This window comes from Mycobacterium shunyiense, assembly GCF_058270075.1.
The window spans coordinates 1-26028 of sequence record NZ_JBZDPU010000015.1; the positions used below are offsets into that span (position 1 = coordinate 1).

At 67.3% G+C, this 26028-nt stretch carries 25 protein-coding genes; 10 read left to right on the forward strand and 15 right to left on the reverse strand.

Annotated features, from left to right (window positions below; translation table 11 throughout):
* Positions 1–92 precede the first annotated feature (92 nt).
* Genes AC4ELH_RS14225 through AC4ELH_RS14235 form a run of 3 tightly spaced genes read right to left on the reverse strand, consistent with a single transcriptional unit; the run spans position 93 to position 2269 of the window.
* On the reverse strand, positions 93–533 hold the full coding sequence (locus AC4ELH_RS14225; RefSeq protein ID WP_448442673.1) for a hypothetical protein: 441 nt from the start codon (positions 531–533) through the stop codon (positions 93–95).
* 11 nt (positions 534–544) lie between these two features.
* Positions 545–1429, reverse strand: a complete 885-nt coding sequence (locus AC4ELH_RS14230; RefSeq protein ID WP_064878824.1) for a dihydrodipicolinate synthase family protein — start codon at positions 1427–1429, stop codon at positions 545–547.
* A gap of 54 nt (positions 1430–1483) precedes the next feature.
* A complete protein-coding gene (locus tag AC4ELH_RS14235; RefSeq protein WP_463790022.1) occupies positions 1484–2269 on the reverse strand; it encodes an aldolase in 786 nt (261 codons plus the stop codon).
* A 153-nt stretch (positions 2270–2422) separates the two neighbouring features.
* On the opposite strand from AC4ELH_RS14235, the gene AC4ELH_RS14240 reads away from it, so the two are divergent.
* Together AC4ELH_RS14240 and AC4ELH_RS14245 are read left to right on the forward strand one after the other, a co-directional pair.
* Positions 2423–3361, forward strand: coding sequence for a carbon-nitrogen hydrolase family protein (locus AC4ELH_RS14240; protein ID WP_498885063.1), 939 nt, complete (start codon positions 2423–2425; stop codon positions 3359–3361).
* Between the two features lie 144 nt (positions 3362–3505).
* Positions 3506–3817, forward strand: a complete 312-nt coding sequence (locus AC4ELH_RS14245) for a hypothetical protein (RefSeq protein ID WP_463790020.1) — start codon at positions 3506–3508, stop codon at positions 3815–3817.
* A 7-nt stretch (positions 3818–3824) separates the two neighbouring features.
* Here the strand turns inward: AC4ELH_RS14245 and AC4ELH_RS14250 are convergent, their stop codons facing one another.
* From AC4ELH_RS14250 to AC4ELH_RS14260, 3 genes are all read right to left on the reverse strand, one after another.
* Positions 3825–4352: a helix-turn-helix domain-containing protein gene (locus tag AC4ELH_RS14250; RefSeq protein WP_064888253.1), complete on the reverse strand. Its 528-nt coding sequence runs from the start codon at positions 4350–4352 to the stop codon at positions 3825–3827.
* A 112-nt stretch (positions 4353–4464) separates the two neighbouring features.
* Positions 4465–5478 (reverse strand): acyl-CoA dehydrogenase family protein, encoded by a 1014-nt coding sequence (locus AC4ELH_RS14255; RefSeq protein WP_498885066.1) that lies wholly within the window; start codon positions 5476–5478, stop codon positions 4465–4467.
* Positions 5475–6611: an acyl-CoA dehydrogenase family protein gene (locus AC4ELH_RS14260; protein WP_064959496.1), complete on the reverse strand. Its 1137-nt coding sequence runs from the start codon at positions 6609–6611 to the stop codon at positions 5475–5477. Before AC4ELH_RS14260 ends, AC4ELH_RS14255 begins: the two co-directional genes overlap by 4 nt.
* Positions 6612–6712: 101 nt before the next feature.
* Here AC4ELH_RS14260 and mrx1 point away from each other — a divergent pair, with 101 nt between their 5' ends.
* Entirely contained in the window at positions 6713–6958 is a 246-nt protein-coding gene (mrx1, locus tag AC4ELH_RS14265; protein WP_054601722.1) for a mycoredoxin Mrx1, read from the forward strand.
* Positions 6959–6963: 5 nt separating this feature from the next.
* Here mrx1 and nudC read toward each other — a convergent pair whose 3' ends face one another.
* Together nudC and AC4ELH_RS14275 are read right to left on the reverse strand one after the other, a co-directional pair.
* A complete protein-coding gene (gene nudC / locus AC4ELH_RS14270) occupies positions 6964–7908 on the reverse strand; it encodes an NAD(+) diphosphatase (protein WP_448442659.1) in 945 nt (314 codons plus the stop codon).
* Positions 7905–8999, reverse strand: coding sequence for a potassium channel family protein (locus AC4ELH_RS14275; RefSeq protein ID WP_055112111.1), 1095 nt, complete (start codon positions 8997–8999; stop codon positions 7905–7907). Before AC4ELH_RS14275 ends, nudC begins: the two co-directional genes overlap by 4 nt.
* Positions 9000–9074: 75 nt before the next feature.
* On the opposite strand from AC4ELH_RS14275, the gene AC4ELH_RS14280 reads away from it, so the two are divergent.
* Together AC4ELH_RS14280 and AC4ELH_RS14285 are read left to right on the forward strand one after the other, a co-directional pair.
* Positions 9075–9464, forward strand: coding sequence for a DoxX family protein (locus tag AC4ELH_RS14280; RefSeq protein WP_064888262.1), 390 nt, complete (start codon positions 9075–9077; stop codon positions 9462–9464).
* A 118-nt stretch (positions 9465–9582) separates the two neighbouring features.
* Complete coding sequence (locus tag AC4ELH_RS14285) at positions 9583–10308, forward strand: VIT1/CCC1 transporter family protein (protein WP_436971751.1); 726 nt, start codon at positions 9583–9585, stop codon at positions 10306–10308.
* An 11-nt stretch (positions 10309–10319) separates the two neighbouring features.
* On the opposite strand, the gene AC4ELH_RS14290 is transcribed toward AC4ELH_RS14285, so the two are convergent.
* Both AC4ELH_RS14290 and AC4ELH_RS14295 read right to left on the reverse strand, forming a co-directional pair.
* A complete protein-coding gene (locus AC4ELH_RS14290; protein WP_498885070.1) occupies positions 10320–13646 on the reverse strand; it encodes an ATP-dependent helicase in 3327 nt (1108 codons plus the stop codon).
* Positions 13643–16798, reverse strand: a complete 3156-nt coding sequence (locus tag AC4ELH_RS14295) for an ATP-dependent helicase (protein WP_498885072.1) — start codon at positions 16796–16798, stop codon at positions 13643–13645. Before AC4ELH_RS14295 ends, AC4ELH_RS14290 begins: the two co-directional genes overlap by 4 nt.
* Before the next feature lie 132 nt (positions 16799–16930).
* Here AC4ELH_RS14295 and AC4ELH_RS14300 point away from each other — a divergent pair, with 132 nt between their 5' ends.
* A complete protein-coding gene (locus AC4ELH_RS14300) occupies positions 16931–17704 on the forward strand; it encodes an alpha/beta fold hydrolase (RefSeq protein WP_448442651.1) in 774 nt (257 codons plus the stop codon).
* A 1-nt stretch (position 17705) separates the two neighbouring features.
* Positions 17706–18002, forward strand: a complete 297-nt coding sequence (locus AC4ELH_RS14305; RefSeq protein ID WP_064888270.1) for an MGMT family protein — start codon at positions 17706–17708, stop codon at positions 18000–18002.
* A gap of 74 nt (positions 18003–18076) precedes the next feature.
* On the opposite strand, the gene AC4ELH_RS14310 is transcribed toward AC4ELH_RS14305, so the two are convergent.
* From AC4ELH_RS14310 to AC4ELH_RS14320, 3 genes are all read right to left on the reverse strand, one after another.
* Entirely contained in the window at positions 18077–18931 is an 855-nt protein-coding gene (locus tag AC4ELH_RS14310) for a TIGR02569 family protein (RefSeq protein ID WP_055112101.1), read from the reverse strand.
* A 36-nt stretch (positions 18932–18967) separates the two neighbouring features.
* Positions 18968–20146 carry an adenylyltransferase/sulfurtransferase MoeZ gene (gene moeZ / locus AC4ELH_RS14315; protein WP_088304606.1) on the reverse strand — a complete coding sequence of 393 codons (1179 nt, stop codon included), beginning with the start codon at positions 20144–20146 and terminating at the stop codon, positions 18968–18970.
* Positions 20147–20333: 187 nt separating this feature from the next.
* Positions 20334–21371, reverse strand: a complete 1038-nt coding sequence (locus tag AC4ELH_RS14320; RefSeq protein WP_064878181.1) for a DUF3152 domain-containing protein — start codon at positions 21369–21371, stop codon at positions 20334–20336.
* Between the two features lie 199 nt (positions 21372–21570).
* Here AC4ELH_RS14320 and fasR point away from each other — a divergent pair, with 199 nt between their 5' ends.
* Positions 21571–22227, forward strand: coding sequence for an HTH-type transcriptional activator FasR (gene fasR / locus AC4ELH_RS14325; protein WP_055119841.1), 657 nt, complete (start codon positions 21571–21573; stop codon positions 22225–22227).
* A 3-nt stretch (positions 22228–22230) separates the two neighbouring features.
* On the opposite strand, the gene AC4ELH_RS14330 is transcribed toward fasR, so the two are convergent.
* Positions 22231–22470 carry a DUF3107 domain-containing protein gene (locus AC4ELH_RS14330; protein ID WP_064878179.1) on the reverse strand — a complete coding sequence of 80 codons (240 nt, stop codon included), beginning with the start codon at positions 22468–22470 and terminating at the stop codon, positions 22231–22233.
* 231 nt (positions 22471–22701) lie between these two features.
* On the opposite strand from AC4ELH_RS14330, the gene AC4ELH_RS14335 reads away from it, so the two are divergent.
* On the forward strand, positions 22702–23478 hold the full coding sequence (locus AC4ELH_RS14335; RefSeq protein ID WP_064878173.1) for an MmpS family transport accessory protein: 777 nt from the start codon (positions 22702–22704) through the stop codon (positions 23476–23478).
* Between the two features lie 39 nt (positions 23479–23517).
* On the opposite strand, the gene AC4ELH_RS14340 is transcribed toward AC4ELH_RS14335, so the two are convergent.
* Complete coding sequence (locus tag AC4ELH_RS14340; RefSeq protein WP_064878171.1) at positions 23518–24216, reverse strand: ferritin-like fold-containing protein; 699 nt, start codon at positions 24214–24216, stop codon at positions 23518–23520.
* Between the two features lie 299 nt (positions 24217–24515).
* On the opposite strand from AC4ELH_RS14340, the gene AC4ELH_RS14345 reads away from it, so the two are divergent.
* Positions 24516–26015 (forward strand): DEAD/DEAH box helicase, encoded by a 1500-nt coding sequence (locus AC4ELH_RS14345; protein ID WP_448442645.1) that lies wholly within the window; start codon positions 24516–24518, stop codon positions 26013–26015.
* Positions 26016–26028 lie beyond the last annotated feature (13 nt).

Genomic DNA, 26028 nt, shown 5'->3' on the forward strand with positions numbered 1-26028 from the left:
TGGGCACACCGCCAAACCACGCCCGACACCACGGCCGCTTGACAACTTACGGTCCTGGGATGTCTAGCCGGATCGCGCCCCGCCCGGGCAACTCAGCCCCATTGTCCGACCACGAATCCGACGAGCAGAACCGCGAATCCGCCGATCTCACCGACGATCAGCAGCGCCATCGAGACGTGCAGCCCGGCACCCGGGTGTTCGAACTGATTCGTCGTGTCACGCCGGGCGCCGTGCACGATGTAGCTGATGATCGCGGCGAGGAAGAAGAACACCAGCACCATCGCCGCAGTCAGGTTGACCCAGTCCGGCCACGCACTGAGTTCGACGAACACCGCGGTCAGCAGCGTCGCGAACGCGTACAGCAGCGATGCACGATGGGCGATGTCGACATACGGATGGGCGACGTGCTGCGCGGAAGTGGCCATCTGCCGGTACTTCCACACTCCGAGTGCCAATGCCAGCAGGAAGATCAGCCCGGCCGCGAGCAACGTCGTCGCGGTGGCATTGCCCAACGCCGGGGTGGCGCAATCCATGCCGCCGCCCCTCACGACACGGCGAGGAGCCGGCTCAGTTCCTCGCGCCCCTCGCCGTCGAGCGGGAGCAACGGCAACCGCGGCACGCCGACGCCCTGGCCCACCAGTTCCAGGCCGCCCTTGATCGTCGTGGGCAGACCACCGGCGACGATGAACTCCAGGAAGGGCTTGAGTTCGGTGTAGATGGCCTCGGCCTTCGTCCAGTCTCCGACCTGTGCCGCTGCGTAGAGATCCAGGCACGGCTGCGGCAGCAGGTTCGGCGCCGCTGTACACCAGCCCCTCGCTCCCGCCTTGAAGGCCTTGAGAATCATGGGATTACTGCCGTTGTAGAACGGCAACCTGCCGTCGGTGAGCTCGGACAGGCGCTCCATGCGGGTGATGTCACCGGTCGATTCCTTGACCATGGTGACGTTGTCGATGTCGTTGAACATCTGCACCAACAGCTCCGGTCGCATGTCGATGCCACTGGTCGCCGGGTTGTTGTAGACCATGATCGGAATGCCGATCGCAGCGCCGATGGACGCATAGTGCTGGACGATCTCCCGTTCGGACAACTTCCAATACGAGATCGGCAGCACCATGACCGCATCGGCACCGGCCCGCTCGGCATATTGCGCCCGGCGGATGGTGTTGGCGGTGGTCAGATCTGAGGCGCCGATGATGACGGGCACCCGCCGGTTGACCACCCCGATCGTGGTGTCGATGACGGCATCGAACTCGGCTTCGGTGAGGTACGCCGACTCACCGGTGCTGCCCAGCGGGACGATACCGTGCGCTCCCCCGGCCACCAGGCGTTCGACCAGGGCAGCCAGCTTGCCCGTGTCAATCTGATGGTCGTCGGTGAACGGGGTCACCGGATAGGCGAGAATTCCGTGGATCTCAGTGTTGGCGGTCATTCTGGTTGTCCTTTGCGGTTCGAATCCGAATCGGGCTGGGGCGTGCTGGGATGCTCAACTGGTGAGCGCGTCGGGGTGGTTGCGCAGCGCGCGCCGGGCGTAGTAGGCGAAGTTGGCCTGGCTGCGTTTGGGCCGCAGCGTCCAGTCGTGGGCCTCGCGCGCCAGCCGCGGCGGCAATTCGGCGATCGTGCCCGCCGCCATCGCAGCCAGTTGCAGCTTGGCGCCGCGCTCGATCAGCATCGCCAGCGAGCATGATTCCTCGATGCTCGCTCCGGCGATCACATGACCATGGTGGGCCAACAGGATCGCCTTCTTGTCCCCCAGTGCGGCGCTGATGATCTCGCCCTCTTCGTTGCCGACCGGAACACCGGGCCAGTCGGCCAGGAAGGCGCAATCGTCGTACAGGGGCGCGATGTCCATTTGCGATACCTGCAGCGGGACTTCCAGCATGGACAGCGCCGCGACGTGGAACGGGTGCGTGTGCACGATGCACTGGACGTCGGGCCGGGAGCGGTAGATCCAGGTATGGAATCGATTGGCGGGGTTGGCCATTCCCTCACCCTCGAGGACGTTGAGATCTTCGTCGACCAGTAGCAGATTGTCTTCGGAGATCTCGTCGAAGCCCAGCCCCAGTCGTTGGGTGTAGTAGGTTCCGGGCTTGCCGGCCCGCGCGGTGATCTGACCGGCCAGGCCGGAGTCGTGGCCCGCATCGAAAAGTGCTCGACACGTCAACGCCAGTTTTTGCCGCGTTGTCAGGGTGGACTCCTCGATATGGGTCGACAAGCCATCGAGGGCACGCTGCATCAGAACTTGTTTCGAATCACCAAGCGTGGTCGTCATCTCGGTCTGCCTTTCTCTTGAGGGACCAGCGACACAAGAATGACCGTAGGACACATTGTGTCCTCCTGTCAACGGTGCCTGGCGCCAGCTACGCTTGCCAACAGGTGACACCACGTGTCCAGTGCGCAATCACAATCCGAGGAGTGTTCGATCATGGTTCTGGCAGCGGCAGTCCAACTCGACGCGGCACTCGCCGATGTTCCGGCCAACCTGGCCGCCTGCGAACGACTCGGCGATGAAGCCGGGCATGCGGGGGCACGGATCATCGCGTTACCGGAGTTCTTCTCCACGGGAATCGGTTTCGCAGCCTCGCTGGCCGACGCGGCGTTGCCGCCCAACGGCCCGGCGACACAGCTTCTCACCACGCTCGCCCGTCGGCACTCGGCCCTGGTCGGCGGTTCTTTCCTGTGCCGCGACCCCGACGGACACGTCCGTAACGCGTATTTTCTCGCCGATCCGACCGGCGTCGTCGGGCGCCACGACAAGGATCTCCCCACCATGTGGGAAAACGCGTTCTATGTGGGCGGCAATGACGACGGCATCATCGACGCCGGCGGGTATCAGGTAGGCGCCGCCGTGTGCTGGGAGCTGATGCGCACGGGGACAGTCCGACGCCTGCGGGGTCGCGTGGACCTCCTCATGACCGGGTCGGGCTGGTGGTCCATCCCCCGGTGGCGACCACATGCCGTGTTCGACCATCTTGAGCACGCCAACCGACTCACCGCCCGCACAGCGGCGACCTCGTTCTCCCGTTACATCGGCGCACCCTGCGTGCACGCGGCCCACGCAGGCCACCTCGAATGCTCAATGCCGTGGCTACCGGCGACATACCGCGGCCACTTCGAGGGCTCGACCATGATCACCACGGCATCAGGCGAGATCGTCGCCGAGCGACGGGCCGACGAAGGAGAGGGTGTTGTTCTCGGCGAGATCACCGTCGGCCGCCAAGATCCCAACCTGTCCACGCCCAGCGGCTATTGGCTACACAAGCGCGGCCTCCTACCGAGCACAGTCTGGCACTACCAGCGTTGGCACGGCCGCCCCTGGTACCGACGCAATGTGGCCGGCACTCCGTTGGGAGCGTCGGCCTAGGCACAGCTCCGCCGGGCGAAACCCGCTCAAAACGTGCGCCTTTCACGCCGACAGCGGCTGACCAACAATACGTTTCCTTTGTGACACATTGTGTCCTATGGTTGGAGGCGTACTACTCAGACCATCGAGAAGGAGTGGAAAGCCATGAAGCACATCGCAACCATCACGGCGCTTTCTATGGGCGCAGTCGCCGGCGGCCTCACTGTCGGCGCCGCGGTCGCCGCAGCGGCTCCGACCGGACCGTCGGCCGCCGAAACCATCGCGCGACTGCAGGCCGAAGGCAACCGGGTGATCATCAACCGGGTCGGCAGCGGCCCGCTCAGTCAGTGCACGGTGGCCGATGTCCGCTCAGTGGTCCTACGGCCGCAGGCGAAGACCGTCACGATTCACGGCCTGCCAGATCTGGAGCCCATTCCCACCGTGCACGTGAACCTCAAGTGCTCGCGCGGGTCCTGAACTTAAGTCAGCGATTACGGCCGTACTCGGTGTGGGTGATCACCAGCACCTCACTGGGCGTGCTCCCCCGCTGCCGCAGCTGGTGCGGTAACGATGCGTCGAAATACGCGCAATCGCCGGGTTCCAGGGTGACCAGGTCGTCCTGGTAGCGCAGTTCCACGACGCCTGCATGGACGAACACCAGCTCCTGCCCGGCGTGCTCCGGGTGCGGGTGTTCGGCGAACTTGAGTGTCGGTCGCACGATGAACGGCGACATCGACTTTCCGAGCATGCCCGCGGCCACGGCGTGATAGCGGTTGTTGCCCCGCTCGCCCGCACGGTCGATGGACAACGTTGTGACCGCCGGGTCCTCGGAAAACAACTGTGCGACATCGACCTCGAGCGCACGCGCCAACTTCATCGCCACCGCGATCGACGGGGTGGACCGCTGGCGTTCCACCTTCGACAGGTAACTTTTGGTCAACCCGGTCGCCTCGGCGAGCCCCTCAAGCGTCATGCCCCGCTGTTGTCGCACAGCACGCAACAGAGCGCTCATAACACCTCCTGCCCACGGCGAAGAATACCCAGTTCCGCTAATAGTCGCATAGGACAGCCGGTGTCATATCGTCGACATTCCGATCGGCGATACGCTCCTCGTGGCGCGGGAGCTATTCGCCGGCACCAGTGACCAACGCCCACAACCCGTCCGCACCCGCCCGAGTGGCGTAATCGGTCAGTTTGTCGTCCCATTGCGCGACCGACCCGTACTCCGAACGCCACGACAATGCCGGCATGGTGAACTCGTGCAGTCTGTGCTCGCGGGTGGTACCGATCGCACCGTGGACCTGATGAGCGTTGCGCGCGACCACTGACGTGGCATGGCCGACGCAGGAACGTGCGACTGCGACAAGGAAATCCAACTGTGGCGATGACCAATCCGAACGCAGCGCCTCGGCCAACGCACCGTCGGTGGCCGCTCGAGCCAGCGCCGCCTCGGCAGCGATGTCGGCCACCAGGTTCTGTACCGCCTGGAACTTCGCCAGCGGCCTCCCGAACTGGATGCGCTCCGTAGTGTGAGCCACCGACATCGCCAGGATCCGATCGAGCGCGGCGCACACCTGAATCGCCCGCACCAGTGCGGCGCGACAGGTGAACTGCTCGAAGGCGTTGTCGGACAACGTCGTTCCACTCAATTCGGCGAGATTTGCTCTGACGTCATCGCGCGGCTCCCCCGCCCGGTTGCGGCCGGGAATGATCCCCAGCGACGCCGTGTCCACGTCGGCCAGGCGGTAGCCCGCATCGTCTCGCCAGAGCACCACCACCCGTTCGGAGTCCGCCGCCCACGGCACCCCGCGAGCCGCACCGTCGGCGTCGAGCAGGCAGGCGGTGCGTCGCGCGTCGTCGACCTCCAGCCCAGCCGTCTCCAAAAGCCAGCAAGCCAGCAGATCGTGTTCGGCCAGCGGGATTCTCACGCCGTGCCCAGCCGCCGCGCGCAGTAACTCGGCGGCCTCGGCCCAGCCGGCCCCGCTACCGCCGCAATCCTCGGCTCCGGTCAGCCGGACCAGCCCAAGTTCCCGCAGCTGGTCCCACAATTCAGCGACACCCTCACCGGGCGCGAACTTCTCCCGGTGCGCGGCGAACACCGCCGACATCATCTCGACCAGTTCGGTGTCGACACTCATCTCATCCCCAATCCCCGCGCAATAACCCCACGCAACACCTCGTTGGTACCGCCGCGCAGGGTGAACCCCGGTCGCTGGGCCACGGCATCGGCCAGCATCGCGTCGTAGCTCTCGTCCTCCGTCTCCCCGAGAACGTCGGCGAAATCGGCGATGTCGCCTTCTGTGGACGTTCCGAGCACCTTGACCACAGCCGCCGCAGTGTCGGCCGGCTCGTGCCGCTCCAGTGCTCCCGCGACCGCCATCGACATCTGGTGCAGTCCGGTGACGCGGGCCAGATAGCGCCCCAGATCGGTGTGGCGCGGCAGAGATCCGTCGCGCATGTACGAGGCGATGTCGGCGAGCAGCGGGAAGGTCGACAGGAAGCGCTCGGGCCCACTGCGTTCGAAGCTGAGCTCGGAGGTCACTTGCTGCCAACCGTTGCCGATGGTGCCGAACACCATGGCATCGGGTACGAACACCTCATCGAGGATCACCTCGTTGAAATGGTGCTTGCCGTTCATCGAGATGATGGGCCGGATATCCACGCCCGGCGCGTGCAGGTCGACGATGAACTGGCTCAGGCCGTCGTGGCGGTGTGCGGGGTCCACCGGCGCACTCCGCGCCAGGCAGATGAACGCGTGGGCCAGATGCGCTCCCGACGTCCACACCTTCGCACCGGTGATCGCCCAACCCCCGTCGACCTGCACCGCCTTGGTTCGCACGCTGGCCAGGTCCGATCCGGAATCCGGCTCGCTCATACCGATTCCGAAGTAGCACTCGCCTTTGGCGATGGCGGGTAAGAACTTTCGTCGCTGCTCCTCGGTGCCGTACTTGAGCAGGGACGGGACAATCTGCCGGTCGGCGATCCAGTGCGCCCCCACCGGAGCCCCGGCCGCCAGCAGCTCCTCGGTGACCACGAAGCGTTCCTGGTGGCTGCGTCCGTGCCCGCCGTAGGCGACCGGCACCGTCATGCCCAACCAGCCGTTGGCAGCCAGCGCCCGGCTGAAGTCCTCGTCCCAACCGGTCAGCCAACTGTCGGCATACCGGCCGATCCTGCCGGCCCGCTGTTGCTCGGCGACGAACGCGCGCACCTGTAGCCGCAGCTCGTCGAGCACATGCGGGTCGCCGGCCACCGGCGGTACCAATCGGGTCATGTTCGGCTCCGTCCCATTGCAGATTGGCAACTTACCGCTGCGGGCCGGAGACCTGCGTCACCGCGGGGATCAGGCAGCCGTTCAGCTACGTTATGTGCACTATGACTGCTACACCCACTGTGACCATGTACACCACGACATGGTGCGGCTACTGCTCGCGACTCAAGATGGCTTTGAAGTCAGAGGGCATCGCCTGGACCGAGGTCGACATCGAGCAGGATCCGGCCGCCGCCGAGTTCGTCGGGTCGGTCAACGGCGGTAACCACGTGGTACCGACCTTGAAGTTCGCCGACGGGTCGACGCTGACCAACCCGACCATCAAGCAGGTCAAGGCCAAACTCGGCTAGCTGCCTCAGTCCAGCGCCGCCCAGGATTCGATGATCTCGCGAGCGATCGAAATCGAGCCGGGCAGCAGCAACCGTGACCGGGAATCGCCGTCGGCCGCACCCCAGTCCCCCTGGTCCAGCGCCTCGCGGATCTCGGCCCGGGTGAACCACCCGGCCTCGGCGATCTCGCCGTCGTTGAACGAGAACGGCTGCTCGGGATCGCCGACGGCGTGGAAGCCGACCATCAGCGACCGCGGGAACGGCCACGGCTGACTCCCCAGGTACTGCACATCGGTCACAGTGATACCGATCTCCTCGGAGATCTCCCGCACCACACAGGTCTCGAAGGACTCACCGGCCTCGACGAAACCGGCGAGGATCGAGAACAACCGCTCGGGCCACACCGTCTGCCGGGCCAGTACGGCGCGGTCGAAGCCGTCATGAACCAGGCAGATCACCGCCGGGTCGATGCGCGGGAACTCCTCATGGCCGTTGACCGGGTCGACGCGGGACCAACCGCCTTTTGCCGGTTTGGTCGCGCCACCGTCCACCGCGCTGAACCGGGCCCGATCGTGCCAGTTCAGCAACGCCGTCGCAGTCGCCACCAACTGGGCGCTGACATCGTCGAAGACCTCGCCTGCCCGGCGTAGGTCGAGCACCTCGACCGGCTGGCCCGGGTCCTCGGGCCCCTCCAGAGCGCTGCGAATGCCCCAGACGTGCCGCCCATCGGCGAGCCGTCCCAAAAACACCGCGTGCTCCGGCGGCTTGTCGGTGCCCAGGCTCGAAGCCTTGCCCAGGACCACCTGGCCACCTGAGATCAGCACCTGGTTGCGCCGGTCGACGCGTAGCAGCAGCGCGTCCTTCCAACCTTCGGTCGCGGCGTCGATATCGGTGCGCAGGGCATCGGCACGGTCGGCACCGACCCGCGAGAGCAGAGGAACGTTGCGCAGGCCGAATGTTCTATGCGTCATCGCTCAGCGTCCGCGCTGCGGATGTAGAGCAGCCGGTCGCCCGCCTCCAGCGCATCGACCTCTGGCGCGTCGACCCGTACCAACCGGCCGCCACGCACCACACCCAGCACGATGTCGTGCAGATGGCGCGGAGAGCCCCCCTCCTCCTTGGGCGTGACCTCGCGCTCGGCGATGGCGAACCCGGCGTCGGGAGTCAGCAGATCCTCCATCATCTCCACCACGCTCGGGGTCTGCGTCGCGATACCGAGCAGCCGGCCGGCGGTCTCGGACGACACCACCGTGGAGTCCGCGCCCGACTGTTTGAGCAGGTGCAGGTTGTCCGACTCTCGCACCGCCGCGATGATCTTGGCTTTGGGGGCCAATTCGCGGGCCGTCAACGTGACCAGTACCGCGCTGGCGTCGTTGTCCGCCGCGACGATGATCGACTTAGCGTGCTGGGCACCCGCCAGCCGCAATACACCGGAATTGGTGGCGTCGCCGTGCACGGTCACCAACCCCGCGCCCTTGGCGCGTTCCAACGCGGCCGCGTTCTCGTCGACGACGACGATGTCGGCCGGGGAGACCTCGTCGCCGACCATTGCGGCGACCGCCGTCCGGCCCTTGGTGCCGTATCCGATGACGACGGTGTGGTTGCGCACTTTGTTCCTCCATCGCTGAATCTTCAGCGCCTGCCGGGATTGGGTGGTCAGGGTTTCCACGGTGGTACCGATGAGAACGATCAGGAAGGCCACCCGCAGTGGCGTGATGACGATGACGTTCACCAGCCGGGCCGAATCCGAGTACGGCGTGATGTCGCCGTAGCCCGTGGTCGACAGCGACACCGTCGCGTAGTACAGGCAATCCAGGAACGTCAACGGATTGTCGGGATCCGGGACACTGTCGTTGTCCCGATACCCGTAGCGGTCCGCGTAGACGATGAGCACCGCCGCGAACAGCGCTCCCAACGCGTACAGCACCCGCATGAAGATCTTGCGGGCCGGGCTGACGAACGGCTCGGGGATGCGCAGCACATCGACGAGCGCGGCATCCGGGCGCGAAGTCAGGTTCGGGTCCATCGCGGCGAGCCGGCGCCGCAGCCTGCCTTTAGCCACGCGACCCCATCATCGAGCAAAGCACCCCGGGATGTGCCGGGATCGTTCCGATCAGACGCACGCCACAATGTAACCATGACCGCACCCGAGCCTCAGCGGATCTCCTCCGCACCCACCGCCCAACGCATGGCGGCCCTGCTCCTGGGCATGGGCACGCTGCACTTCGTCGCGCCCAAACCCTTCGACTCGATCATCCCGGCCGAGCTGCCCGGCAGCGCCCGGTTCTACACCTACGCCTCCGGCGTCGGCGAGCTGGCCACCGGCGCGCTGCTCGCCGCGCCCCGCACCCGGCGCCTCGGTGCACTGGCCGCCGTGGCCCTGTTCATCGCCGTGTTCCCCGGCAACGTGAACATGGTCCGGCTGTGGTGGGACAAGCCGTGGCCCATGCGGATCGTGGCGATCGCGCGGCTGCCGCTGCAGATCCCGATGATCACCACGGCACTGCGGGTGTACCGCAACTCGTAGCCTCACCGCCAGAACACCTGGCCATCAACGGGTTTCACCGCCTGGCTCGCGCTCTACCCCCTCCCGAGCCAAGGTTTGGCAAGGCTATCGTTGCTGGTGGCGCGCGGTTTCGATCGATATGGTCGGGATCGTGACGAATCCCAGCCATCCCTCCGAGCCGCACGTCGGGTCACTCTCGTCGAAGCTGAACTGGCTGCGCGCCGGGGTTTTGGGCGCCAACGACGGCATCGTCTCCACCGCAGGCATCGTGGTGGGCGTGGCCGCGGCGACGGTGGAGCAAGCGCCGATCCTGACCGCCGGCATCGCAGGCCTGGCCGCCGGCGCAGTCTCGATGGCGTTGGGCGAGTACGTCTCGGTCAGCACGCAACGCGACACCGAGCGCGCCCTGCTGCGCAAGGAACGCCGCGAGCTGCGTGACGACCCGGCCGCCGAATTGGACGAGTTGAGCGCGCTCTACGAGGCCAAGGGCTTGTCCACCGCGACTGCGCGCACGGTGGCCGAGGAACTCACCGACCACGACGCCTTCGCCGCGCACGCCGAGGTCGAATTGGGGATCGACCCCAAAGAGCTGACCAATCCTTGGCAGGCCGCAGCATCCTCGGCGCTGTCGTTCACCATCGGCGCGCTACTGCCGTTGATCGCGATCCTGGTCCCGCCGACAACATGGCGTATCCCGGTGACCGTGGTGGCGGTGCTGCTGGCGCTGATGCTCACCGGGGCGGTATCGGCCGGGCTGGGTGGGGCGCCGAAGGGACGCGCGGTGCTGCGCAACGTGATCGGCGGCGGCCTGGCCCTCGTGATCACCTATCTGATCGGCCTTCTGGTGGGCACCACCATCACCTGACCGGTATACGCCTAGAACTCCCGCACACCGCTCGACGACGCCGCGGGCTCGGTCAGCAGGGCAACCAATTCGTCTTCCCCTGGCAGCGATTCGGGGCTGACAGTCCGCCCCGAGCGCACATAGTGGAATGCGGCCCGCACCGACTCCGGTGCACACCCGCGCAGCGACGCCCAGGCCAGGCGATACACCGCGAGCTGAATCGCGGCCTGCGCCATGGCTTCCGGCGTGGTCGGCGGCTCGCCCGTCTTCCAGTCGACCACGGTGGTCGTGCCGTCCTCGTCTGCGAACACCGCGTCGATACGGCCGCGCACGACGGTCGTCCTGGTCGTTCCGATCGCCATGTCGAAGGGCACCTCCACCTCGATCGGGGTGCGTGCCGCCCACGACGACATGACGAAAGCGTCCTGCAGTTCCGACAGTTCGGCGGCGCTTGCGCGTCCGCTGTCACTGTCCACCGCACCGGGGATGTCGTCGAGGTCGAACAGCCGCTCCGAATGGAAGAACCGCTGGACCCACTCGTGAAAAGCACTGCCCAGCAGCGCATGCGGATCCGGACGTTGAGGCAATCTCCGGTGCAGGCGCTGCAACGCAGCGTCCCGATCACGGCTCAACTCCACCAAGGTGCTGACCGACACCTGCCCGGGCAGTGCGAGCGAAGCGACCTGTGGCGCACGATCCCGCTCGGCCAGAAGTGCATCGACATCGGCGGCCCAGCCCTCCGCGTCGGCGTCGGCGTGGTCGGGGGTGTCGGCAGCCTGCCCCGAGCCCGCTTCGGTCCGGCTGCCGTCGGCCAACGCCTGCGCCACGAGCGCCGCACCCCGGTCGACGTCGGTCTCCCTGGCCGGGGCCGCCGGCCAGATCGCTTCGACAGCCTTGTCCCGCAACGGGTTGACCTCACCGGCCGACGGCTCGGGAGCCCACTGTTCGATCTCGCCACACGGCTGCCCCTGCGCTGCGGCATCCTCGACGATGGTCTTGATCTCGCACAAGAACTCCGAGGGGCCGCGCGGCTTGCTCTCGGTGGCACCCCAGTGATGTCCGGAGATCAGCAGGGTGTCCTCCGAGCGGGTGATCGCGACATAGAGCAACCGGCGCTCCTCGTCGATGCGCCGCTGTTCGAGGCTGCGCTTGTGATCAGAGATCTTGTCCGACAGGATCTTCCGATCGTTGATGTCGGAGGTGTCGAGCACGGGCACACCCAACTCCGACTCGGTCGCACGATCGCCACGCAGCAATGGAGGCAGATCCGACGAGTCTGTGAGCCAGGTCCGTGCCGATGCCGTCGACGGGAATACCCGGCCGCTCAGGTGTGGCACCGCCACCACCTGCCATTCCAACCCCTTGGCGGCGTGCACGGTCAGGATCTGCACCCGGTCGTGCGACACCGTCAATTCGGCGGGCGCCAGGCCGTTCTCCACCTCGGTCGCCACATCCAGGTAGGCCAGCAGCGCGAGCACCGACCCACCCGACCGCCCGGCGAACTCGGCGACAAGATCACAGAACGTGTCGAGGTTCTCGGTCCCGGTCCACCCCGCCGCCACCGGACGGGCGGCGCGGGCCTCGGCATCCAGTCCTGCGACCCGTCGCACCTCGGCCACCAACTCGGGCAGCGGGTGGCTCAGATGCGCCCGCAACATGGTCAGCTCACGCCCCAGCGCCTCGATCCGCTGATAGCCCGCAGGTGAATAGTGTTCGGCGGCACCGGGATCGCAGAGCGCGTCGGCCAGGCAGGCTGAATCCGCATCGGGAGCGGCCTGAGCGACGATCTCCGCGGCGCTGGGCTCCCCCACCGGTCGAACGTCGAGTTCCCTGGCCCGGCGCCACAGCGCGGCGATGTCGCGGGCGCCGAACCGCCACCGCGGACCCGTCAGCACCCGCATCACCGCGGACCCCGCGGCGGGATCGGCCACCAGCCGCAGCATCGCGACCAGGTCGGCCACCTCGGGCACCGCCAACAGTCCGGCCACCCCGACCACCTCGGCCGGCACCCCGCGCGCGCTGAGCGCCTCGGCCATCGGCGCGGCGTCGGCGTTACGCCGCACCAGCACCGCTGCGGTCGGCGTGGCCGTCCCCTGTGCCACGGCCCCGTGGTAGATCCGGGCCAGATGGTCTGCGACCCAATCACGTTCGGTCTCGACATCGTTGAGCAGCGCACACCGGATGGTGCCCGGCTCGGCATCGGGCCTGGGCCGCAGTTCATGCACCGTCACCGAACGACGCCGGGCTTCGGCCGATACCGCGTTGGCCAGATGCAGGGCACTCGGCGGATTGCGCCAACTGGTGCGCAGTTCCAGCGTCGGCGCGGGACTCCCGTCGGTCAGCGGAAAATCTGTGGTGAACCGGGGCAGGTTGGTCGCCGACGCACCCCGCCAGCCATAGATCGACTGGATCGGGTCTCCCACCGCGGTCAGTGCCAGGCCTTCGTCGACGCCGCCGCCGAACAGCGAGGACAGCGCCACCCGCTGCGCGTGCCCGGTGTCCTGGTACTCGTCCAGCAGCACCACCCGGAAACGCTGCCGCAGTTGCTCACCGACCTGCGGGAAATTCGCCGCCAGCCGTGCCGCCGCGGACATCTGCATACCGAAATCCATCACCTTGTCGGCGCGCATCCGCTGATGCAGCGCGTCGATCAACGGCACCAGCTCGGTGCGTTCGGTCTGGGTGGCCAGCATCTTGAGCAGCCACTGGCTGGGGCCACGGTCACGCTGATAGGGGCCGGCAGGCAGCGTGTGCACCAACCGCTCCAGCTCCACGTGCGTATCACGCAGCTGATCGGTGTCCACCAGGTGTTCGGCCAGCGCGCCGGCCAGACGCAGCACCATGCCGGTGACAGCGGCCGGCGTCTTCTCGACGGCCAACTCCCCCGGGTGCGCACACACCACGTCGAAGGCCAGCTGCCACAGCTCCGTCTCGCTGAGCAGCCGGGTGTCCGGCTCGACCGGGAGCAGCAGCCCGTGCTCGCGCAGCAGGGTGCCGGCGAACGCGTGATAGGTACTGACCGTGGCGATTTCGTCGGCGCCACCGGACACCGGTGCCAGACCGGCACCGGCAAGGCGGGCCAGCCGGGTCCGTACCCGGCGCAACAACTGGCCCGCGGCCTTGCGGGTGAAGGTCAGGCCCAGTAGCTGTGAGGGGGTGGCATAGCCATTGGCCACCAACCACACGACCCGGGCCGCCATGGTCTCGGTCTTACCGGCGCCCGCGCCCGCGATGACCACCAACGGCCCCGGCGGTGCGGCGATCACCGCGGCCTGCTCCTCGGTCGGCGGGAACAGTCCCAGCGCGGAGGACAATTCGGCCGGGCTGTACCGCACCCCGGCCGGCGTGGATTCCGTCATGACCGGTCCCCCGCAGCCTGGGCCGGGCACGACGAACGCACCGGGCAGTTCGCGCAACCGTCGTTGACGCGGGCCACGAACTGCGGCCCGGCAGTGGCCGCCGCCGCACTGCTGACCGTTCCCAGCCAATCGGCGCGAGTATCTGGTGTCATCGGATCCTGTTCGCGTTCGGTGGCGCCCGCCGCGCCCGCCTTGCCCAGGTATACCAACCGGCCCCCGCCCGGCTGATCTCCCTGCGGCAGTAATCCCGCGGCCACCGCCAGCTGATACGTGGCCAGCTGGGCGTGCTTCTGCGCATCGTCCTTGGTGACCGGACTCTTACCGGTCTTGAGGTCGACCACGACGAGCCGATCCGCCTGATCCCGCTCCAGCCGATCCAGCCGGCCCCGCACCCGAACGCCCGGCCCGTCGAGACCCGGCTCGACGAGCACGCCCTCGACATCGATCTCGGTCGCAACCTCGGTCAACTGTGCCCGGGAGTCCGCGCGCCACCTGGTGAAGGTTTCCAGCATCTCCCGGTGACGGGACAACTCGTTGTCCGAGTACCACCTCGCCTCGAAAGGCAGGTCTTCCCAGACCTTTTCCAGATCGTTGACCAGCTGACTCTCGGTCTTTCCAGAGTCTGCGACCAGCGCATGCAGCAACGACCCGACCGTCGAACGCACGTCGCGCCCGTCACTGCCGCCGTGGCGCTCCAGCAGCCAGCGCAGCGGGCAGTCGGTGAGCATCTGCAGCGTGGACGGGGACAACACAACCTCAGGTGCCACGCCGTCGGCTTCAGACCACAGCGGCTCCTCGGTGGACAACGCCGTCATGGTGTGCCATTGCGAAGGATCCGCCCCCGGCACCCCGGCTGCGGCCAGCCTGGCCAATTGGGTTGCCGCGCAGGTCCTGGACTCGTCGTCGACAGCACCCTCCGGCGCGCACACGACAGCCCGCAGCCGGCCGACCACCGCCGACGGCAGCAGCACCCGCGGTGCCGCCAATGGCGGAAGCGGCACGGATTCCGTTGCCACCTCCGCCAGTTCGGCACAGAACAGGGACGGCAACAGCGATTCGTCCCCGCCATCGCTGTCGACCGCGGTCACCAGCAGCCGGGTCCGCGCCCGACCCATCGCTGCCATCAACAGCCGCCGTTCCTCGGCGAGCAAGGGCGCGCGCGTCGACACCGCGCGGTCATCGGGCGCGGCCACCCCGTCGAGCACATCCACGAGATTTTGCGTACCCAGGATCCCGCCCCGCGGAATGGTATTGGGCCACAGTCCTTCCTGCACTCCGGCGATCACCACGAAGTCCCATTCACGGCCGAGCGCGGCGTGCGCGCTGAGCACCGAGACCGCGTCAGGCCTTGCGTTCGAATCCGAGGCCGACATCGACGAACCCAAGGTCGCCACGTGGTCCACCAGCCCACGCAGTGATGCCCCCGCCGTGCGGCTCACATACTGATCGGCCACATCGAACAGCGTGGTCACTGCGTCCAGGTCACGGTCGGCCTGGGCGCCGATGGTGCCGCCCCGCTCACTGGCGGCCAACCAGCGCGGCTGCAACCGGCAGGCGTTCCAGGCCTGCCACAGGGTGTGACGCGGATCGGCGCCGTCCCGCTGGCTGCGACGGGCGGCGGCCAGCACCGACCGCAGCCGGCGCAGCGGCTTGGCGTGTTCGGCCGACAACCCAGTCGGCTCCGCTTCGATCGCGGCAATGAGCAGATCGGTGAAATCCCTTGGTGGCGTGGACCCATCGGCACGCCGCAGCGCCCGTCGCAACTGCCGCAGCGTCACCGGGTCGACGCGTCCGATCGGACCGGTGAGCAGGTTGATCGCGCTGTCGCCATCGAGTCTCCCGGCCGCCGTCACCTCCAACACCGTCAGCAAGGCCGCGACCGCAGGCTGTTGGGCCAGCCCCAGATCGGCACCCGTGGCGTGCACCGGCACCCCGGCCCCGCTCAATGCCCGTGCCAGTGCCGCGCCCACCCGCGGAACCGAACGCACCACCACCGCCATCTCGGACCAGGGCACCCCGTCGACCAGATGAGCACGGCGCAGTGCGTCGGCGATGTAGGCGTTCTCGGCGTGCGGCGTAGCCGCCAACCGCAGCGTCACCTCACCCTGTTCATGCTCCGGGTTGCCTTCCATCGCACGCCCGGCCCCCACCCCGGGCAACCGGCGGGCGATACCCGAGATCGCCGCAGCGACCGCGGGGGCGCAGCGGCGCGACTGGGTGAGGACGATCGCCGGGGCATCCTCACCGCCGTGATCGCCCAACAACACCGGATCGGCGCCGCGATAGGAGAACACCGTCTGGTCCGGGTCGCCCGCGATGACGGTCAAACCCGCCCCGGCGGCCAGCACCCGCACCAACAACGCGGCCTGCGGGTCGAGGTGTTGGGCGTCGTCGACCAGCAGCAGGCTGATCCGCGCCCGCTCGGCGGCCAGCAGATCCGCGTCGGTCCCGAGCGCCTCCAGCGCCGCTCCGACCAGTTCGGCCGCCCCCAGCGCGGGGACCGTGGCCTGCGGCGCGGCCATCCCGACGGCCGACCGCAACAACATGATCTGCTCGTAGGCCTGGGCAAACCGGCCCGCCGCCAACCATTCCGGGCGCCCAGCCGACCGACCCAGCCGTTGCAGCGCCCGCGGATCCACGCCGCGCTCGGTGCAGCGGGCCATCAGATCACGCAGCTCGGTGGCAAAGCCTGCGGTACTCAGCGCGGGCCAGAGCTGCTCCGGCCAGCCCACAAGGGAATCCGCGCCATCCTCGATATCTCCGGCCAGCAGTTCCCGGATGATGCCGTCCTGTTCGGCGGTGGTGATCAGCCGCGGTGGCGGATCGCCATTGCGCTGAGCCGCCAGCCGCAGCAGCGCGAACGCATACGAATGCACGGTGCGCACCATCGGTTCCCGCACGACGCCGTGCGTGCCCGCCCCGAGCAGGCGGGCGGTGATGGCGGCCCTGGCCTCGCCCCGCAACCGGGCCGACCCGGTCAGCAACAGCACCGACTCGGGACCGGTGCCCGCCGCGATGTGCTCGACCGCCGTGCGGATCAACAGCGAGCTCTTGCCGGTGCCCGGCCCGCCCAACACCCGCACCACACCGCCGCGCCCTGGTACCAGCAGCTCGGTGCCGGTCAGTGCCGGTTCGATGTGGTGTGTGGTCATGGAGGAGATGACACCAGACGGGACCGACAAGTAGCGGAGCGGATTGGAGCGAAAGACCCGACAAGTAGCGGAGCGGATTGGAGCGAACAGCCCGACAAGTAGCGGAGCGGCGACTCCTGGCAGCATGAACGAATGTCAGCCGAGAAGTTGCACGTCCACCGTTACGGTCCCGCCGACCCGGCCCGCCTGTTGCTCGTCCACGGTTTGACCGGGCACGGCGAACGCTGGAAGACATTGGCCGAACAGCACCTACCCGAGGTGGCCGTGCTGGCACCGGATCTGCTCGGGCATGGGCGCTCATCGTGGGCCGCGCCGTGGACGCTCGACGCCAATGTCGATGCCCTGGCGTCACTGTTGGACGGCCCGACGCTGGTGGCCGGGCATTCGTTCGGCGGTGCGGTGGCACTCAAACTGGCTGCCGCACATCCTGATCTGGTCAGCGGGCTGGTGCTGTTGGACCCCGCGGTCGAACTCGACGGCGGGTGGATGCGTGACATCGCAGATTCCATGCTGGCCTCGCCCGACTACCCCGACCGCGCCGAGGCGCGCGCGGAGAAGGCCAACGGTTCGTGGGGCGAGGTAGCACCCGAGGAGTTGGACCGTGACCTCGACGAGCACCTCGTCGAACTACCCGGCGGCCGCTACGGGTGGCGGATCAGCATCCCGGCGATGATGTCGTATTGGAGCGAGCTGGCCCGCCCGGTTGCGCTGCCACGCAAGGGCACACCCACGGTGCTGGTCCGCGCCACCCGCACCAGCCCGCCGTATGCGCGAGACGGTCTCATCGCCGCGCTCAGCGGACAACTGGGCCCGGATTTCACGCTGCTGGATTGGGACTGCGATCACATGGTGGCCCAGGCCAAGCCCGCCGAGACCGCGAAGCTGATCCTCGAGCAACTGGGCTGACATGCCTGCCGTCACCGAGGAACAGGTGGAAACCGTGCGCGCACTGGTCGCCGCGATCCCGTCGGGCCGCGTGTGCACGTACGGCGACATTGCCGATGCCGCAGAGCTTTCCAGTCCCCGGATCGTCGGTTGGATCATGCGGACCGACTCCTCGGACCTGCCCTGGCACCGGGTGATCCCGGCATCGGGGCGCCCGGCCCCGCACCTGGCCACCCGGCAGCTGGAGCGGCTGCGCGCCGAAGGGGTGCTGGCAGTCGACGGGCGGGTCCGCCTGGCCGAGTACCGCCACCAGTTCTGACCGCGAGCAGACGCGAACTCATTGGCGACACCTGATGTGTGCGAGTTTGTGTCTGCTCGCGAGGGAAAGGTGAGCTACAGGATCAGCCGGACCAGCGAGGCAGTGCGGGCCAGGCCCGGGAAAGCCGCGGCGGTGGATCGCGGGTGCAGCGCGTGAACGGCGAGGCGGAACATCAATGCCCGCAACAACATCTGCGGCCATTCGGGCAGCGATTGCCAGCGCTCGACCAGACCGTCGTCGGCGTCGCCCCAGGACAGTGCGTCGATCACCACGACACCCGCAGCCCACGGGGCAGGGCGCCAGTACGGGGTGATGTCGGTGATTCCGGGCGCCGCCGTCCCGGCGAAAAGCACTGTGCCGTAAAGGTCACCGTGGACCAGTTGACTGGAGCTCTTGGTTGGCCTGCGCAACCCGGCCAACTGATTGATCAGTTCGACCGAGCGTTGACCGTCCGACGAACCGGGCGAGACCCTCGCGCCGGGCGGCAACGAATGCAGCGGCCGGTCCTCCCAGGCCGCCCGGTCGGCGGCGATGAACACGTCGACGTCGGCCCATGGCGCGACGGGCGGCTGGGTGAGGAAGCGGGGCCGCTCCAGTTTCGCGGTCGCCTCGTGCAATCGCACTGCGGCCGACACCACCTCGTCGTGACGGGGCTCGGGAGTCCCGGCGACGAAGGTGTCGGCACGCCACCCGGCGACCACGTACCGGCCGTCCGTCGAGCGGACCGGGCGGGCCAGCCGCACGCCGTCGATGAACAGCGATTCCCGAACCTTGGCCGACCACGCCGCACGGGCGTGCTCGGGCACCATCGACATCACTACCTCGCCGCAGCGCCAGCCACCCTCCCAGCCTGAGCCGAGCGGTACCGGGCGCACCCCGGACAGGCCGAACGCCGCCAGCACATGTTCCGGCGGCCGTTCCACACTCACAACCTCAGCCTAAGGTGTTGACCGGCAAACCAGCGGTCAGTACATCACCATGTCGGGCTCGAGTTGCTTGGCCCAGGCCACAATTCCGCCCTGCAGATGCACCGCGTCGGAGAAACCGGCCTTCTTGACGATGGCGAGCACCTCAGCCGAACGGATCCCGGTCTTGCAGTACAGCACCGGTGTCCGGTCCACCGGGAGCTTGGCCAGTGCGTCACCCGACTCGAACGTCGGTTTCGGGATGAGCTCGGCACCCTCGATGTGATTGATATCCCACTCGACAGGCTCGCGGACATCGATCAGCGCCAACGGTTTCCCGGAGTCGATGAGCTCCTTGAGCTCCAGCGGGGTGACCGTCGACCCGGCAGCGGCCTCCGCGGCGGCATCCGAGACGACGCCGCAGAAGGCCTCGTAATCGATCAACTCAGTGATCTTGGGAGTCGCCGGGTCCTTGCGGATCCGGATGGTGCGGTAGGTCATGTCCAGCGCGTCATAGACCATCAGCCGGCCCAGCAATGGCTCGCCGATACCGGTGATGAGCTTGATTGCCTCGGTCCCCATCACCGACGCGATCGAGGCGCACAGGATGCCCAGCACGCCGCCTTCGGCGCACGAAGGCACCATGCCCGGCGGCGGCGGCTCGGGATAGAGATCGCGGTAGTTCAGACCCAGTCCGTCGGGAGCGTCCTCCCAGAACACCGACACCTGGCCCTCGAACCGGTAGATCGAACCCCACACATACGGCTTGCCTGCCAGCACCGCGGCATCGTTGACCAGGTAGCGGGTGGCGAAGTTGTCGGTGCCGTCGAGGATCAGGTCGTACTGGCTGAACAGCTCCACCGCATTGTCGGGTTCCAACCGGAACTCGTGCAGATTCACCGTCACCAGCGGGTTGATCTCGAGAACCGAATCCCTGGCGCTCTGCGCCTTGGACCGCCCGATGTCGGACTGACCGTGGATGATCTGCCGCTGCAGGTTGGACTCGTCGACGACGTCGAACTCGACGATGCCGATGGTGCCCACCCCGGCCGCGGCCAGGTACAGCAGTGTCGGTGAACCGAGCCCACCGGCCCCGATCACCAGCACTTTGGCGTTCTTCAGCCGCTTCTGCCCGATCACGCCGACATCCGGAATGATCAGGTGCCGGCTGTAGCGCGTCACTTCTTCCCGCGTCAGCTCGGCGGCCGGCTCGACCAACGGCGGTAACGACACGTCCAAATTCGCGGACACCGGATGTCTCCTCAGTTTCAGATGATCAGTTCATCGTCCCAGCTGCTCGTACCCACAACGGTAATCCGGTGCCGATGCTTCCCGTGCCCCGCCCACCGCGATCGCACCCACTGCGCGTCCAGCCACCGATGTCGATGCGCGTGCCGCGCGGCGAGACCCACCACGGCGGCAGCGGTCAGGCGATCGGGTACGGCCAGGGATTGAACTTGCACGTCAGACCATCGGCCGTGACGGTTCCGGGGTCGAACTTCGCGGCATCGTCGTTCGAGGTGGAGAACGTCTGCTGCATCATGATCGGCGCCAGCTTGCCGTTGGCTTCACAGGCCTCATGCCGCTGGTACCCGATGGCGTGACCAACCTCATGGTTGATCAGGTACTGGCGGTAGGACCCGATGTCCCCCTGGAACGGCACCGCGCCGCGCACCCAACGGGCCTCGTTGACGAAGACACGGGGTTGATGTCCGTCGTACGACGGGTTGTAGCACGACGATTCCAGCTCGATGTCGTAGCCACAGCCCTCCCGCACCGTCATCGGAGAGGTCAGTGACACCCGGAAATCGGGTTCGACACCGCTGGTCTCGTCGACCCGGGTGAAGGCGAACAGACCGTTGTGCGTCCAGCTCTTCGGATTGGCCAGGGTCTCGCTGACCATCCGGGCAAAACCGTCGTCGCCTCCGAAGGAGGTGGTGTCCACCCCGTCCTCGACCTCGACGCTGTAGGTGAACGACTTCGTGGTGCCCTGGCCGATCTTCGGGGTGGTGCCCGGCACGATCCGCCAGGTCCGGGCGCCGGCCTCGGTGAACTGGCCGCCGGCGGGCAGGATCCCGGTGGGCAGGTTCGCGTCGAACTGGGTCAGACCCTTGGGCGGCGCGCCGATGATCGAGGTGCTGGCCACGTCGATCGTGGGTGGGCCCTGAACCGGACCCTCCTCTTCCTGCGCGGAGTGCGGCGCGCTGGTACCGGTGATCGTCTGGTACATGACCACCACGGTCAGCACGATCAGGATCGGCAGCGCATACGCGCGCCAGCCGTACGTGGACACGAAGCGGCCGATCCACGTCTGCTTACGCCATTGCTGATGGTCGTCGCGGTTGGATCTGGCTCGTCCTGAATCGGAGGCAATCGGATCTCGCTGAGCGCGTAGCGGCTCCCGCCACTCGTTGCGCAGCGCCGGGACACGGCCACCCCCGCGACGTCCCGGGTCGTAGGTCACCGGACCAGAATGGCACAGAGTCCTGTGGATCGGTTCGGAGCGCAGCTATGCCGTGACCTCGCCGGTGTCATTTCGAAATCCATGCCGTTTCGCGTCGCCCGCGCGACGGCAGTGACGCGTCACGGTAGTAGTGTCGGTGCGATCAGCGGCTCGGATGAACATGTTCAAGTGCGCCAGAGCAATACAGATTGAGGACCTGATGAGCGATCTCGCCAACACCGCCGAGAGGAGAGGCGACAAGCCTGCGACCGGTGGTCGACGCGGCAACCGCCTGCCTCGTGACGAGCGGCGCGGACAGCTGTTGGCAGCCGCCAGCGAGGTGTTCGTGGAACGCGGATACCACGCGGCGGGGATGGACGAGATCGCCGAACGCGCAGGTGTGAGCAAACCCGTTCTGTATCAACACTTCTCGTCGAAGCTCGAGCTGTATCTGGCAGTGCTGCAGCGCCATGTCGACAACCTGGTGTCCGGTGTGCGCCAGGCCCTGCGCACCACGACCGACAACCGGCAGCGGCTGCGCGCCGCGGTCGAGGCGTTCTTTGATTTCATCGAGCACGACAGCCAGGGGTACCGGCTGATTTTCGAGAATGACTACGTCAGCGAGCCGCAGGTGGCGGCTCAGGTGAAGGTGGCGACCGAAGCCTGCACCGATGCGGTGTTCGATCTGATCAGCCGCGATTCGGGCCTGGAGGCACACCGCGCCAGGATGATCGCGGTCGGACTGGTGGCCATCAGCGTCGACTCGGCGCGGTACTGGCTGACCAATGAACGGCCGATCGACCGGAATACCGCCGTGGACGGCACGGTGCAGTTCGCCTGGGGCGGACTGTCACACGTGCCACTCACGCGGTCGTAGAACTCAGGCGGATTCCGCCCCCACGCCGAAACCGACCCGACGCACGTCGGCGGCGCCGATCTCCACATAGGCGATCCGGCTGTTCTGCACCAGGAATCGCCGTCCCTTCTCATCGGTCAACGCCAGCACACCCGAATCCGTGGCGAGTGCGTCGGTGACCTGCTGCTCCACCTCAGTGGGTGTCTGCGCGCTGTTGAAGGTGAGCTCGCGCGGGCTGTCCGTGACACCGATCTTGACCTCCACGCTGGACCCTTCTTTCTTTCTCACAACGTTTGTCGACTTCCCTGAGCAGGCTAGTGGACGGGCGGACCCGTCTGCCGCGAGCGGGGCTCGGCCGGAGGTACGCCGTGCGCGAAACACAGATACCGAACCGAGTCCGGACCGTGACCGACACGCACCGAGCTCAACCTCATCTGTCACTTTCGTCTCGATAGCATCAGTTTCGATATTGGACGAGACGACTGGGACAGCCGCATGACCAGGCATTATTCGCCGTATGACACCACCGCCACCGAGCGCTTCGGGGATCACCCGTACGAGCCAGGCGGGTACTCCGGCCGCACCTCCGACGGCTACAACCACAACCCAGAGTCGGACTACCCGGTCGATTACGACAACTACGACGCGGACTACGACGACGAGGTCACGTTCTACGAGGAGCCCATCGACCGGCGCTGGATCTGGGTGGCCGTCGTGGCCGGCGCAGTCCTGCTGGTCGCTGTGATCTGCACCGTGGTGATCCTGGGCGGCGGTGACAGCGGTTCGGTGTCGGCCACCCTGACCTCACCGGCGGCCCAGCCGACACAGACCACCCAACCGGCCCAGGACGCCACCTCCAAGCCGGTCCCGCCGCGCGCAGCACCGACGGCGCCGCTCTCCCCCGAAACCGTGACCACGGTGACACCGTCGCCCAGTGCCACCGCGGCGCCTGCGCCCGTCGCCCCGCCGGCTGAGGCGGCCCCACCCGCGGCCGCCGTGAGTCCGAACACCATCACCTACCGGGTGACCGGCAACCGGCAGCTCATCGACCTGGTGACCATCGTCTACACCGACGCGCAGGGCGCCCTGCAGACCGACATCAACGTTGCCCTGCCGTGGGCCAAGACCGTGGTGCTCAACCCCGGCGTCACGCTCAAGTCGGTGACCGCGACCAGCGTCGCGGGTCAGCTCAACTGCTCGATCACCGACGCGGCGGGCGCCGTGATCATGGCGCAGAACAACAACACGATGATCACCACCTGCACGCAGTAGAGACAGAACCTCTCAGCGGCGACTGGGTCTGGCGGATGTCTACGCCAGGCCCAGTTCCTGCATCCGGGACTGGTGGGTGTTCTGCAGCCTGTCGAAGAACTCGGCCAGCTGGGTCAGACCCTCGCCGCTGGACATCACCAGGTCGACCAGTTCGTCGTGATCGGCCAGCACGAACTGCGCCTGAGTGACGGCCTCGCCGAGCAGTCGACGCGCCCACAGCGCCAGTCGGTGCCGCTGGCGATCGCTGGCAGTCACCGCCGCGCGCACCTCGGCGACCACGAACTGCGAATGCCCGGTTTCGGACAGCACCGCGCGCACCACTTTGGACACCTGTTCGGGCAACGCGTCAGCGATCTCCAGGTAGAAATCCGCGGCCAGCGCATCACCGATGTAGGTCTTGACCAACGCCTCCAGCCAGGTGCTGGGTGTGGTCATCCGGTGGTAGTTCTCCAACACCGAGGCGTATTTCGTCATCGCTGAAACGACGTCAACTCCCCTGTGCTCCAACGCATCCCGAAGCAACTCGTAGTGACCCATCTCCGCAGCGGCCATGCTCGCCATGTTGATCCGGCCGCGCAGGTTCGGCGCCATACGTGCCTCTTCGGTGAGCCGGTAGAACGCCGCGACCTCACCGTAGGCCAGCACCGCGAACAACTCGTTGACCCCGGGATGATCCGCCGTCACGCCCGAATCGACCGGTTCTGCGATCCGTTCCGCGGCAGGCTGAGGCGAATTCATGAAGCCAACTCTAGACGCCGTCGGGAGACCGGGATCGGCTGGCAAATCGGTCGATATCCCGCGACCAGCTACAATGGCAGACGGTAACGGCTTCGAGCCGACTGTTTCAGCGCCCGAACCGCTACCAGGAAATGTGCGTGCACGCAGTTGGCCCGCCCTGTGGAGCTGGGCCCAGCGGATCGGCAGCGCCGATGGATACGACCCGTATCCGGGTGAACCCGACCGTTGTTTCATCGTCAAAACTCCGTGTGCGCTGGATGCCCGTGAGGTTTGACAGTGAAAGGCCACCTCTTCCAACCATGACTCATGTAAATAAAACGTTTGCCGAGCTCGGCGTTCGCGACGAAATCGTCCGTGCACTCGGCGAAACCGGTATCGAACACCCCTTTGCCATTCAAGAACTGACCCTCCCGCTGGCGCTGGCCGGCGACGACCTGATCGGTCAGGCCCGCACCGGCATGGGCAAGACCTACGCCTTCGGTGTCCCCCTGCTGCATCGCATCTCCACCGACGAGACCCGCCCGCTCAACGGCACCCCCCGCGCCCTGATCGTGGTGCCCACCCGCGAGCTCTGCATCCAGGTCTATGGAGACCTCTCCGGAGCAGCCAAATATTTGACCACGGGCGACCGCAAGTTCTCGGTGACCTCGATCTACGGCGGACGCCCGTACGAGCCCCAGATCGAAGCGCTGCGCAAGGGCGTCGACGTCGTCGTCGGCACCCCGGGCCGCCTGCTCGACCTGGCCCAGCAGGGGCACCTTCAGCTGGGCGGACTGTCCGTGCTGGTGCTCGACGAGGCCGACGAGATGCTGGACCTGGGCTTCCTGCCCGACATCGAGCGAATCCTGCGACTGACCCCGGACGATCGCCAGTCGATGCTGTTCTCGGCGACCATGCCCGACCCGATCATCACGCTGGCCCGCACGTTCATGAACCAGCCGACCCACATCCGGGCCGAGGCCCCGCACTCGGCGGCCACCCACGACACCACCGAGCAGTTCGCCTACCGGGCCCACGCTCTGGACAAGTCGGAGCTGGTGAGCCGGATCCTGCAGGCCGAGGGCCGTGGCGCCACGATGATCTTCACCCGCACCAAGCGCACCGCGCAGAAGGTGTCCGACGAGCTCGCCGAGCGTGGGTTCAAGGTCGACGCCGTGCACGGTGACCTCGGCCAGGGCGCCCGCGAGAAGGCACTGAAGTCGTTCCGCACCGGCGCCGTGGACGTGCTGGTCGCGACGGATGTCGCCGCTCGCGGCATCGACATCGACGACGTCACGCACGTCATCAACTACCAGTGCCCCGAGGACGAGCAGGCCTACGTGCACCGCATCGGACGCACCGGCCGTGCCGGCAAGACCGGTGTCGCCATCACCCTGGTCGACTGGGACGAACTGGGCCGGTGGGAAATGATCGACAAGGCGCTGGGCCTGAACTGCCCCGATCCGGCAGAAACCTATTCCAGCTCGCCGCATATCTACGAGGAGCTGGGCATCCCGACCGACGCCACGGGCACCATCGGCGAGCCCCCCAAGGCCAAGGCCAAGCGCAGCCCCGACGAGAAGCGCATCTCCTCGGCCGACTCCGAGGGCCGGCCGGCCAAGACCCGGACCCGCACCCGGCGTCGCACCCGCGGCGGCGAGTCGGCCACCGGGCATCCCGAAGGCGCCACCCCGGCAGCCGAGGGCACCGATTCCGCACCGGTCACCGAGTCGGAGGACACCACCGGCGACGCGTCGTCCGCCGGACGACGTCGACGCAGGCGCCGCCCCCGCAAGACCGAGACCGCCACGGCCGGCTGACCGGCGCACGCCA